The following is a 12,325-nucleotide window of genomic DNA, read 5'->3' on the forward strand; positions in this document are numbered from 1 at the left end:
TTGTTGAGTTATGATTGGGCCGTCAATCGGCCCGCCTGGCTTTGCGCGTCAAAAATACGTGGCTGTGCCGGGCGCGAGAGCCTTGCGCGGCAGGTCGAGTATCAGGGCGCTGACGGCCGCCTCTCGGCCGCGATCGGGCGACCATCGGACACGACGAGGTCGCCTGTCGGGGTCACCGCTTCGCTGTCGCCGTGCTGGGCGGCATCCCGATCGGACAGGAGAAGATTGCGACGACGTGATCGGCCCGGCCGGCTCGCCGGATCGATTCAGGGTTCGCCTTCATGCGCAACGTACCGTCCCTGAGACGCGGCCGGCCGGTCGAACCCGCCTCCCCGCCCGCGCCGCGACGGCGCCGCGACGGCCTTCCCGTTCGAAGGAACCGCCGACCATCGACGCGCTGCTCCGCCCCTCGCCCAGCCGCTCGCTGTCCCGCGATGCCCGCGCCCGCGGCGTCACCGCGGTCCTCGGGCCGACCAACACCGGCAAGACGCATCTCGCCATCGAGCGGATGCTCGCGCACCCGACCGGGATGATCGGGTTGCCCCTGCGGCTTCTCGCCCGGGAGGTCTACCTGCGCGTCGTCGCCAAGGTCGGCCCCGAGAAGGTCGCGCTGGTCACCGGCGAGGAGAAGATCAAGCCGGACCGGCCGCGCTACTGGATCTGCACCATCGAGGCGATGCCCCGCGACCTCGACGTGGCCTTCGTGGCCATCGACGAGATCCAGCTCGCCGCCGACATGGACCGCGGCCACGTCTTCACCGACCGCCTGCTCTACGTCCGCGGCCGGGAGGAGACCCTCCTGATCGGCTCCTCGACCATGCTGCCTTTGGTTCAGGACCTGATCCCCAACGTCCACACCACGACCCGGCCGCGGCTGTCGCAACTGACCTTCGCGGGGGAGAAGCGGTTGTCGCGCCTGCCCCGGCGCACCGCGATCGTCGCGTTCTCGGCCGAGGAGGTCTACGCCATTGCCGAGCTGATCCGGCGTCAGCGCGGGGGCGCCGCAGTGGTGCTCGGCGCGCTCTCCCCCCGGACCCGCAACGCCCAGGTCGAGATGTACCAGGCGGGCGACGTGGACTACCTCGTCGCCACCGATGCCGTCGGGATGGGCCTCAACCTCGACGTCGACCACGTCGCCTTCGCGGCGAACTGGAAGTACGACGGCACCCGCTTCCGCAAGCTCACCCCCGCCGAGATGGGCCAGATCGCCGGCCGCGCCGGGCGCCACCTCGCCGACGGCACCTTCGGCTCCACCGGGCGCTGCCCGACCTTCGAGGCCGAGCTGGTGGAGCGGCTCGAGAGCCACGACTTCGATCCCCTCCGCATCCTGCAATGGCGCAATCCGGACCTGCGCTTCGGCAGCCTGGAGGGGCTTGCAGGCGAGCCTCGACGAGCACCCGCGCGAATCGGGGGCTGACCCGCGCTCCCATGGGCGAGGATCAGCAGGCCCTCGAGATCCTCATGAAGGAGGACGACATCCGCGACATGGCGCGCAGCGCCGCCACGGTGAGGCGGCTCTGGGACGTCTGCGGCGTGCCGGACTACCGCAAGGTCCACCCCCAGGTGCACGCCGATCTGGTGGCCCAGCTGTACCGATTCCTCATGAAGGGGATGGCCGGCCGCATCCCCGACACGTGGTTCGCCGAGCAGGTGGCCATGATCGATCGGACCGACGGCGACATCGACACGCTGTCCCGTCGGATCGCCCAGGGACGCACCTGGACCTTCGTCGCCAACAGACCCGACTGGCTGCGCGACCCGGAACATTGGCAGGGCGAGACACGTCGGGTAGAGGACAGACTGTCCGACGCCCTGCACGAACGCCTCGCGAGCCGCTTCGTCGACCGGCGCACCAGCGTCCTGATGCGGCGCCTGAGAGAGAACACGATGCTCGAAGCCCAGATCACCGCCGACGGTGACGTCACCGTCGAGGGTCAGCATGTCGGCCACCTTCACGGATTCCTGTTCGTTCCCGATGCCAGCGCCGAGGGGCACGAGGCCAAGACCCTGAGGAGCGCCGCCGAGAAGGCGCTCGCGGGCGAGATCGAGGCGCGGGCCGAACGATTCGCCGCGACCGCCGATTCGACCCTCGTGCTCTCGCATGACGGCACGATCCGGTGGACCGGCGCGCCGGTGGCCAAGCTCACCCCCGGCGAGAAGCTGTTCGCCCCGCAGATCCGTCTGCTGGCGGACGACAACCTGACCGGCGCGCACCGCGAGAAGGTGGAGGCCCGCCTGGATGCGTGGCTGAAAGCCTACATCGTGCGCCTGCTCGGCCCTCTGATGGAGATCGAGACCGCGGCGGACCTCACGGGTCTCGCCAAGGGCATCGGCTACCAGGTCGTCGAGGCGCTGGGCGTGCTGGAACGCTCGAAGGTGGCGCACGAGATGCGCAGCCTCGATCAGGACGGCCGCGGGGCGCTGCGCCGCCACGGCGTCCGCTTCGGCGCCTACCACATCTTCCTGCCGGCCCTGCTCAAGCCGGCGCCCCGGACCCTGGCGGCGCAGCTCTGGGCCCTGCGCAACGGCGGCCTCGACCAGCGCGGCCTCGACGAGATCGCGCATCTGGCCGGCTCCGGCCGCACCTCGATCAAGGTGGACCGCGAGATCGCCAAGGGGCTGTACCGCGCCGCCGGCTTCCGGGTCAGCGGCGAGCGTGCGGTGCGCGTCGACATCCTGGAGCGGCTCGCCGACCTGATCCGCCCGGCCATCGCCTATCGCCCCGGCACCACCCCGGGCGCCCCGCCGGACGGAACGGCCGACGGCGACGGCTTCGTGGCCACCGTCGGCATGACCTCCCTGGTCGGCTGCTCGGGCGAGGATTTCGCCTCGATCCTGAAGTCCCTGGGCTACAACGTGGAGACGCGTCCGGGCCCCGCCATCACGGTGCCACTCGTCCCCGCCGCGGCCACGGCGCCGGCCGCACAGGCCGCCCCGGCCGAGGCGTCTTCCGACGAGGCCATTGCCGCGCAGGCGGATGCCGCGGAGCCGGCCGGCGACGAGGCTCCGGCCGCGGAGGACGTCGAGACCGCCGCGGAACACGCCTCTCCGGGGGATGAGGTCCCGGCCGTCGAGGCCGAGGCGTCCCCGACCGAGGATCAGGCGCCGCACCTCGCAGCCGATGCGACCGCCGGAGAGCAGGCCGAGGAGCCCGCGGGCGATGCGCCGCACGCGGAGGCGACCGGCGCCGGATCGGAGCAACCGGACCAGGCTCCCCAGGAGGCTGCGCCGGCCGCCGAGCCGGTCTCCGCCACCGAGGAGGCCGCGCCCGGCACGGCCGAGGCGGAGCCCGCTGCGGCCGATGCGGCCGAAGGCACGGCCGCGGAGGGCGAACCCGCCGCGGAGGTTCCGCAGATCGACGTCTGGCGCCTGCAGCGGCATCAGCGCCCGGCGCACCAGCGTCCGCAGAATCGCCCCCGCGGCGCGGGACGCGGCCGGGATGCGGGCCAGCCGGGCCAGAACCCAGGCCAGGGACGCGCGGATGGCGGCCGGCCGGAGCAGCGCCGCGCCGAGGGTGGCGACGGCGGCCCGCGGCCCGGACGGGATCGCGGTCCACGCCGCGACCGGTTCGAGGGCGGTCGGCCGGAACGCCGCGACGATCAGCGCAATGCGGAGCAGCGCCATGCCGGCCCGCGGCCTGACCAGCGGCCGCCCCGGCGCGAGCGGGCGCCCGATCCGGATTCGCCCTTCGCCAAGCTCGCCGCGCTGAAAGCGCAGCTCGAGGCCGGCGACGGCGGGAAGCGCTGACCTTCACCGCGGATGCGGGAGGACCGGCAGCGCCTCGACAAATGGCTGTGGTTCGCGCGCTTCGCGCGGACCCGGTCCCTGGCAGCGCGGCTGGCCTCCGACGGGTTCGTCCGGGTGAACGGTAGCCGGGCCGAGAACCCGGCGCGGGCGATCGGCATCGGTGACGTGGTGACGGTGGCCGCGCCGCACGCGACCCTGGCTGTAAGGGTCCTCGGCCTCGGCGTACGGCGCGGCCCCGCCCCGGAAGCGCGGCTGCTGTACGACGATCTGTCCGGCGGCGGGGCGCCGGTCGAGACGCACGAGTGATGAGGCTGTGCCACAGCCCCCGCGCGAGCGGACCGTCGCGGACCGCATGCGGCGCACACGCGCTTGTCAGCCCGGGAGGCAGGGTCTAGAGCCGTTGGCCTCCGAAGCCCGGCTCCGCGCCGGGCCTCACCGGCGTTCCCCTCGCAGCGCCCGCTGGCGCGCGCAGGCCGTCCCCAGGCTCTGCCCGGGCCAAGTCGAGTTTTAGGACGAAGACATCCGATGACCTACGTCGTCACCGACAATTGCATCAAGTGCAAATACACGGACTGCGTCGAGGTCTGTCCGGTGGATTGTTTCTATGAAGGCGAGAACATGCTCGTCATTCATCCGGATGAGTGCATCGATTGCGGCGTGTGCGAGCCGGAATGCCCGGCCGAAGCGATCAAGCCCGACACGGAGTCGAATCTGGACACGTGGCTGAAGCTGAACGCCGACTACGCCAAAACCTGGCCGAACATCACGCAGAAGAAGGAAGCTCCGGCCGACGCCAAGGAGTGGGATGGAAAGGCCGGAAAGCTGGAGGCGCATTTCTCGCCGAATCCTGGATCTGGCGACTGAGCTTGGGACGAATTCACAGGATCTGACGCGCATGCGCCCGCGGCTTTCCAGTGAGCGGGAAGTTTTTTCAGCCCCGCCGCTTCGCTGAAGGCCTCCTCGGGGCTGCGTCATACGAAGCCCAGATACGCGGCCAGGTCATTCCTGTCCCATGGCACCAGTGTAAAACTCTTTGACGCCGCGCTTGGTCCGCGCGTGCGTCTTCAGGGATGCTTTGATCTGCGCGCCGGATTGTGGTAGACAATCCGCCTGCCGTCGCTTGCGCCTGACGTGCTCCCTCCGGCTGAAACGCCTTCGATTTTCGGTTGTTAGGAGTAGTACGCGATCGGCCGCCGAAGGAGACTTCGGCGGACGCGCCAGGTGTTTGCACGGCCGCGCCGGGGAATGACCGGGATCGTCGCGCTGGGCGCGGGGGTTTCGGGAGCGGCGAGGCAGACCGGGTGTCCCGCCCGGAAGAACACGGTTTCGCGCGGCGCCGAACGCTGCGCGCCAGTGGAGGCCCTTCTCGCATGACCACAGCCAAGAAGACGACGACCACAGGCCGGCAGGGCTTCAAGACCGGCGAGGCTGTCGTGTATCCGGCCCACGGCGTCGGTCGCATCACCGCGATCGAGGAGCAGGAAATCGCGGGCTACAAGCTTGAGCTGTTCGTGGTCTCGTTCGAGAAGGACAAGATGGTCCTGCGCGTCCCCACAGCGAAGGCCAACAGCGTCGGCATGCGCAAGCTCGCCGAGCCGGAACTGGTGAAGAAGGCTCTCGACCTTTTGACCGGCCGTGCCCGGATCAAGCGCACCATGTGGTCGCGCCGCGCGCAGGAATACGAGGCCAAGATCAACTCGGGTGATCTGCTCTCCGTCACCGAGGTCGTGCGCGACCTGTTCCGCTCCGAGGCCCAGCCCGAGCAATCCTATTCCGAGCGCCAATTGTACGAGGCGGCTCTGGACCGGATCGTGCGCGAGATCTCTTCGGTCAACCGCATCACCGAGACCGAGGCGCTGAAGCTGATCGAGCAGAGCCTCGCCAAGTCGCCCCGCCGGGCGAAGAACGAGGCCGAGCCCGAAGCCGAGGCCGAGGGGGACAGCGAGGGCGACGACCTTCAGGAGGAAGCCGCCTGAGGCGAGCATCGCATCGCGACAACGACATTCAACCCGGCCCTGGTGGCCGGGTTTTTTCTTGCGTCCGCGCGGCCGGCTCCCCCCGACGGCCCTGACCGTTCGCGAAGGCCTGGGCTGGACGGCGCGGGGCGGGATCCCATGTCTTCCCGACGGAACACGAATTCGTGGCCGCTGCGTTGTCGCATTGTGGGGCATCGGGACGGAACTTTCCCGTTTTGCCTCCCGTTGTCGGTTGCCTGGCGTCACCCCCCGGTGGCGCCTGCGCGTCGGGCCCTTGGGTCCGGCGCCGCAACAGCACTCGGCAACAAGAGGCAGGCGGATGGCTGAGATCGCGGGAATTCGACGGCAGTTCATACGGACTGCCATGGAGGCGCCCTTCCTGGCCCGGGAAGAAGAGCGGGGCCTCGCCGTCCGATGGAAGGACGAGCGCGACGAGCGGGCCCTCCACCGTCTGATCTCGGCCCATATGCGCCTCGTCATCGCCCTGGCGGGGCGTTTTCGTCACTACGGCCTGCCCATGGCCGACCTCGTCCAGGAAGGGCATGTCGGCCTGATGGAGGCCGCGGCCCGGTTCGAGCCGGAGCGGGACGTCCGCTTCTCCACCTATGCGACGTGGTGGATCCGCGCCTCGATCCAGGATTACATCCTGCGCAACTGGTCGATCGTACGCGGCGGGACCTCCTCGGCGCAGAAGGCCCTGTTCTTCAATCTGCGCCGGTTGCGCGCCCGGTTGATGCAATCCACCGAGGAACATGTCGGCGACGAGATCCATCGCCGCATCGCCAGCGCGATCGGGGTATCCCGTGACGACGTCGCCCTGATGGATGCACGCCTGTCCGGCCCCGACATGTCGCTCAACGCCCCCGTGGGCGAGGACAGCGACGCGTCCTCGGAGCGGATGGATTTCCTGGTCGACGGGGCCGACCTGCCGGACGAGACCGTGAGCGCCACGGTCGACGGCGAGCGCCGCCTCAGCTGGCTGCAGCAGGCTCTGACCGTCCTGTCCGAGCGTGAGCTGCGCATCCTGCGCGAGCGCCGCCTCGCCGAGGATCAGGCGACCCTCGAAGCCCTCGGCCAGCGGCTCGGCATCTCCAAGGAGCGGGTCCGCCAGATCGAGAACCGGGCCCTGGAAAAGCTGCGCCGTGCGCTCGCCGACCGCTTTCCCGCCGCCACGGGCAGCCCGCATATCGGCTGAGCGGCACGCAGCGTCATCGTCACGAAGCCCGGCCCGGCGGCCGGGCTTTCGTGTTTCAGAAGGGTCGCCCATGCGACGGGCCGCCGTTGTCGGGCCGGCTGCGCGACATCTCCGGCGCAGCGGGTGTGCCTGCGGATATACTTGCCTGCGCGTGCGATGACGGGGGCCGGTGCCGTGGTCGCGAGCGGGATACCGCCGCGCGCCCGTTACGCCTCCTGAACGACGGGGCTGCGCCGCTCCCGCCGGCGCCGGCGGCGGCCGGCCTCAGGGGTGGCGTCGAGCCAGATCACGAGCGCCAGGGCGACGAGCGCCGGCACGCCGAGGGCCAGGAAGGCACCGGTCCAGCCGAACAGCCCGTATGACAGGCCGCCGTACCAACTCGAGAGCGCGCCGCCCACGCCCTGCACCGCGTTGACGCTGCCGAGCGCCGTCTGGGTCCGGCCCGATCCCCAGGTCAGGTCCGCCACCACCACGGGCACCGCCACCCCGACGATGCCGGAGGCCACGCCGTCCAGCACCTCGGCGGCGATCAGCCACACCGGATCGTCGATCAATCCGGACATGAGCGCGCGCACCGGCAGCACGGCGAAGGCCACCATCAGCAATTGACGGCGTCCGCGCCTGTCGGCCAGCGAACCGGCAAACAGAGCCACGGGCACCATGACGAGTTGCGCCACCATGACGTAGCGCGCCGTCCACGTGGTGGCGTCGGCCGCGGTCGCCACGAGCTTCTGCCCGAGCAGCGAGAGCATGCCGCCGTTCCCCAGGTTGAACAGGGTCAGCGCCACGGTCAGCACCAGCAGACGGCGGTTGCCGAGAACCTGACGCAGGCCGCTGCGCTCGGGTTCGTCCGCGTCGTCCTCCTTCCAACCGACGGCGCGGCGCCGGTTCCAGGCGCCGGCGGGCGTCGTCAGCGTGGCGCCGATCGCCGCCACAGCCATGCCGCCGAGGACCCAGAAGGCGATCGCAGGCCCGAAATAGCCGGTGCCGAGGCTGATGCCCCCCGCCGCGACCAGGATGCCGATGTGGTTGAAGGCCTGGTTGCGGCCCTGCTGGGCGGGGAAGCGGTCCTTCCCGACGATGCCCAGGGTCAGCGACGCGACCGCCGGCAACAGCAGGGTGCCGCCGGCCGCGGCGAGCAGCTGCGCGCACAGGACCGCCGGAAAGCTGCGCGCCGGGAGGAGCAGCAGCGTGCCCGCGAGGATCGCCCCGCAGGCCAGGGCGATCAGCAGGCGTGGCCGGGGGAACCGATCCACCAGGGCACCGAACGGGCCGCTCAGGAACAGCGTGCCGAACCCCACCAGCGTGACGACGAAGCCGACCCGGGCGGGACTCCACGAGGCGGATTCCGCCAGCCAGGTTCCCAGAAAGGGGCCGAGGCCGCCCTGGATGTCCCCGATGAACAGGTTGATCAAGGCGAGGTTTGTGGTGGGGGCCATGCGATCCTGGAGCCGTTTCGGGCCCCGGACGTGAACGGGGACCCCGGAACGGTCAAGCCCGGAACGCAGCCTCCGTCGCGGAGCAGGGCGGCGACACCCTCATGCGGGGCGACGTGCGGCGTCTTCGGCGAGAGAGCGGGCGAAACCCTGCACGGTCCGCGCCGCGGCCGCCCTGACCGGGACCGGGGCCCTCGTCGGCGGCGGCGATGGGCAGGCTCGCGGTGGCAGCCCTGGCGCCGAGCACGGCACCCGAAGGCGCCTGGAAGGTCGGCGGCCGGTTCGGGCTGCCAGACCTGCCGGGCAGCTTCGTCGCACTGAGCGCCGCGCTCCTGAGCGGACGCCCTGTGCGCGCGGGCGGCGGCCTCTCGGGGTCCCGGCGGCCGCCGCGCGGCCGCCGGTCGTCACCTCAGGAGGCGAGCGGGCCCTGGGCGCCCTGCTGCTCCATCACCTTCTGCCGGTAAAGGCCGACGAAATCGATCGGGTCGATGTACAGGGGCGGGAAGCCGCCGTTGCGCACCGCCTCGGCCACGATCTGGCGGGCGAAGGGGAAGAGCAGGCGCGGGCACTCGATCATCACCGCCGGATGGATCTGGTCGGCCGGGATGTTGAGCAGCCGGAACACGCCGGCATAGGTCACCTCGAAGGCGAACAGCACTTCGTTCTGGATCTTGGCGTCGCCCTCGAGCTTCAGCTCGACCTCGAAATCGGTCTCGGAGAGCTGCTGCGCGTTGACGTTCACCTGGATGTTGATCTGCGGCCCCTGGCCCTCCTTGGGCTGAAGGGAGCGCGGGGCGTTCGGATTCTCGAAGGAGAGATCCTTCGTGTACTGCGCCAGGGCATTGATGGTCGGCACATCGCCCTGCGGCATGCCGCCGCCGTTGCCGTTCGCTGCCGGGGAATCGGCCATGCGGATCATCCTTCTCGATCGACCGGCGGGGCCGGCGCGGGTTGTTGTCGCGGCGGGAGCCGCTGGATCACGCCGCGGAACTACCCAAACGGCAGGGCCGCTAACACGCGCGCCGGGCCTGGACAAGCGAAGTGACAGGCGAGGTGACGGGGCGCTGGCGCCGGCGGCACCGGCAACCCATATCGCGATTGCGTGCGGGACCAGTTGACCCCGACGATACAACCGGCTCGCTCCCGGCGCGTTGGTCGGATATGAGTCGGCCATACCTATGCGCGCTTAGCCGGCGCCGCACCGGGCATGACCTGAGCAAGGGGCACAGGGTCTCGCCGCGGCCACCATCGGATCGGTGATGCAGGACAGTTTCGACGTAACGACGATCATCTTCCTGGCGCTGGCCGTCTTCGTGATCTGGCGTCTGCGCTCCGTGCTCGGTCAGAAGACAGGCGCCGAACGCTCGCCGTTCAAGCCGGTCGACCGCAGCCGCACCGAACCGCAGGCGCGTTCCGACGGCGACAACGTCGTCCGGCTGCCGGGTGCCGACCGGGTGCAGGCCGCGCCGCCGACCGCCGCCGCGCCGCGGGACTGGCGGGGGATCGCCGAGCCGGGATCCGAGGTCGCCCGCGGCCTCGAGGCCTGCGTCCAGGCGGAGCCCGGGTTCGACCCGCGCGCCTTCGTCGAGGGCGCGAAATCCGCCTACGAAGCCATCATGATCGCCTTCGCCAAGGGCGATCGGAAGACCCTGCGCGGCCTGCTGTCCAAGGAGGTCGGCGAGGCCTTCGAACGTGCGATCGCCGAGCGGGAGCGCAACCGGCAGACCCTGGAGACTACCTTCGTCTCCATCGACAAGGCCGAGATCGTGGCCGTCGAGGTGCGCAACCGGGTGGCTCACGTCACCGTGCGTTTCCTGTCGAACCTCATCACCGCCACCCGCAACGCGGACGGCAAGGTGGTGGACGGCAGTGCCGAGACGGTGGTCGAGGTTCCGGATGTCTGGACCTTCTCCCGCACCCTCGGCTCGCGGGACCCGAACTGGCAGCTCGTGGCCACCGAGGCCGGCGCCTGAGCCCGTGACAGGCGTGCCGTGACGATCTTGCCGTGCCGATTCACCATGCCCGGTCCGGAGCAGTCCCGGCCGCCCTCCTCGCGTTCCTGCTGAGTCCATCCGTGTCCGCCGCGCCGACGGCGGTCGGCGGTGCGGTCCTGCGCCCCGTCGCCCCGGCGGACCTGCCGGGCTTTCCCGGTGCGCAGGCGGAGGCGGCGCTCGACGCCTTCCGGCGGGTCTGCGCGGCACCGGCGCCCGCCCAGACCCAGCCGGACGGCGTCGCGGGCGATCCGGCCGCCCTCGCCGAGGCCTGCACGGCCGCGGCCGGCCCCGTGCCGGACGCCGCCGCGTTCTTCCGCGAGCGGTTCGACGCCTTCCGCATCGATCGGCCCGGCGCGGATCGGCCCGGCTTCCTGACCGGCTATTTCGAGCCGGAGCTCACGGGCTCCCTCGCGCCCGGGCCGGATTTTCCGACGCCGGTGCTCGCCCGTCCCGACGACCTGATCTTCCTCGCCCCCGGCGAAACCCGTCCGGGGCTCGATCCGACCCTGCGCGCCGCGCGGGCCACCGCGGACGGATTTGCCCCCTATCCCGACCGCGCCGCCATCGAAGAAGGAGCCCTTGGGGCGCATGCGAAGCCGATCCTGTGGCTGCGCAACGCGGTCGATCTGCTGGTCCTGCAGGTCCAGGGCTCCGGGCGCGTCCGGCTACCCGGACGGTCGCGCGGTGCGGGTGCTGTACGACGGCCGCAACGGGCGCCCCTATACGGCGGTGGCCAAGCTGATCGTCCAGGAGGGGCATCTGCCGCTCGAGGGCCTGACGCTCGCCCGCTGGACCGGCTGGCTGCGCGCGCATCCCGAGATCGCCAAGCGCCTGATCCGCACCAACGCCTCCTACATCTTTTTCCGCCTCGCCCCGGTCGCGGATCCGGCCCTCGGGCCGCCCGGCGCCGCGAACGCGCCGCTCAGCCCGGGCCGCAGCCTGGCGGTCGATTCGACCCTCTGGCGGTACGGCCTGCCGTTCTGGCTCGCAGGGCCGCTGCCCGGCGCGGCGCAGGACGGAGCCCCGGACGCGCCCGGGCGCCTCGTCATCGCCGCCGATACCGGATCGGCGATCGTCGGCCCTGCCCGCGGCGACCTCTTCGTCGGCACCGGTCCTGCGGCCGGCGTGGTCGCCGGAAACCTCCGCGACGCCATCGGATTCGTGGTCCTGCTGCCGCGCCGCGCCGCTGCGCCCGGAGCCGCGCCGTGAGGCCCCCGCGCCGCGGGCGCCGCCTGACCGCGGGCGAGGCCCGCCTCTGGGACGCGATCGCCAAGCTGGTGACGCCGTTGCCGGGCCGCGCGTCCCCGACCCCCGAACTTCCCCGACCGCCGGCGCCCCCGACCGCCGCCATGCCGCCCCTGTCGGCCCCGATCCTGAAGCCCAGCGCGCCGCCAACCGCCAAGAGGCCGCGGGCGAAGCATCCGCCGAAACCGGCACCGGAGCCGCCGCGTCCGGCAACCGCCGCGCCGTATCAGCCGCCGCCGCAGCGCCACAGCCCGAGCACCAGCCTGGAGCGGACCGCCAAGGTCGGCCTGCGCCGCGGGCGACTGGCGATCGAGGCGCGGATCGACCTGCACGGGATGGTGCAGACGGAGGCCCATGCCGCGCTGACGGGCTTCCTGCTCCGGGCGCGGGCCGCCGGGCATTCCTACGTGCTGGTCGTGACCGGCAAGGGCGGACCGGATTACGCGGAGGCCTTCGCCGAGCGCGGGGTGCTCCGCCGCAGCGTGCCGCACTGGCTGCGGGGGCCGGAACTGCGCGGCATCGTCCTCGGCTTCGAGGAGGCCGCCCGCCACCATGGCGGCGGCGGCGCGCTCTACGTCCGTCTGCGGCGCCGATAGGGGTCCGGAACCCGGCGCCGCACGGCGCGCAGCGGCCTGTTCACCGGTGTCCGCAGCCTGCGCGGCAAACCGCGCCGGAGCCGCGCGGTTGCGGCCCGGACCGATCCCGCCGATATCCGGAGCCGGCGCATGAGGC

Annotated in this window: 8 protein-coding genes and 2 pseudogenes; 8 read left to right on the forward strand and 2 right to left on the reverse strand. The window is 71.5% G+C overall.

The features are described from left to right. The first annotated feature begins 397 nt into the window (after window positions 1-397). The 5 genes and pseudogenes from I53_RS21800 (at window position 398) to I53_RS21820 (ending at window position 6,918) form a co-directional block, all read left to right on the forward strand. Window positions 398-3,747 (forward strand): annotated as a pseudogene (locus I53_RS21800) (helicase-related protein). A 12-nt stretch (window positions 3,748-3,759) separates the two neighbouring features. Continuing rightward, the gene (locus I53_RS21805; RefSeq protein ID WP_043354610.1) at window positions 3,760-4,053 is read left to right on the forward strand and encodes an RNA-binding S4 domain-containing protein; all 294 of its coding nucleotides are present in this window, start codon (window positions 3,760-3,762) and stop codon (window positions 4,051-4,053) included. 219 nt (window positions 4,054-4,272) lie between these two features. After that, complete coding sequence (gene fdxA, locus I53_RS21810) at window positions 4,273-4,611, forward strand: ferredoxin FdxA (RefSeq protein ID WP_043354612.1); 339 nt, start codon at window positions 4,273-4,275, stop codon at window positions 4,609-4,611. Window positions 4,612-5,117: 506 nt separating this feature from the next. Then, window positions 5,118-5,723 (forward strand): CarD family transcriptional regulator, encoded by a 606-nt coding sequence (locus tag I53_RS21815; RefSeq protein WP_043354614.1) that lies wholly within the window; start codon window positions 5,118-5,120, stop codon window positions 5,721-5,723. Window positions 5,724-6,042: 319 nt separating this feature from the next. Next, a complete protein-coding gene (locus I53_RS21820) occupies window positions 6,043-6,918 on the forward strand; it encodes an RNA polymerase factor sigma-32 (protein WP_012320644.1) in 876 nt (291 codons plus the stop codon). Window positions 6,919-7,124: 206 nt separating this feature from the next. Here the strand turns inward: I53_RS21820 and I53_RS21825 are convergent, their stop codons facing one another. After that, window positions 7,125-8,357 (reverse strand): MFS transporter, encoded by a 1,233-nt coding sequence (locus I53_RS21825; RefSeq protein ID WP_043354617.1) that lies wholly within the window; start codon window positions 8,355-8,357, stop codon window positions 7,125-7,127. Window positions 8,358-8,763: 406 nt separating this feature from the next. Then, on the reverse strand, window positions 8,764-9,264 hold the full coding sequence (secB, locus tag I53_RS21830; protein WP_012320646.1) for a protein-export chaperone SecB: 501 nt from the start codon (window positions 9,262-9,264) through the stop codon (window positions 8,764-8,766). Between the two features lie 349 nt (window positions 9,265-9,613). Between secB and I53_RS21835 the strand changes: the two genes are divergently transcribed. The 3 genes and pseudogenes from I53_RS21835 (at window position 9,614) to I53_RS21845 (ending at window position 12,189) form a co-directional block, all read left to right on the forward strand. Beyond that, complete coding sequence (locus I53_RS21835) at window positions 9,614-10,327, forward strand: Tim44/TimA family putative adaptor protein (protein ID WP_043354619.1); 714 nt, start codon at window positions 9,614-9,616, stop codon at window positions 10,325-10,327. 32 nt (window positions 10,328-10,359) lie between these two features. Then, window positions 10,360-11,557, forward strand: a pseudogene (locus I53_RS21840) (murein transglycosylase A). Next, window positions 11,554-12,189 (forward strand): Smr/MutS family protein, encoded by a 636-nt coding sequence (locus tag I53_RS21845; protein ID WP_043354621.1) that lies wholly within the window; start codon window positions 11,554-11,556, stop codon window positions 12,187-12,189. Before I53_RS21840 ends, I53_RS21845 begins: the two are co-directional and overlap by 4 nt. Window positions 12,190-12,325 lie beyond the last annotated feature (136 nt).

The organism is Methylobacterium sp. B1 (genome assembly GCF_000333255.1).
In the GTDB taxonomy this organism is placed as follows: domain Bacteria; phylum Pseudomonadota; class Alphaproteobacteria; order Rhizobiales; family Beijerinckiaceae; genus Methylobacterium; species Methylobacterium fujisawaense.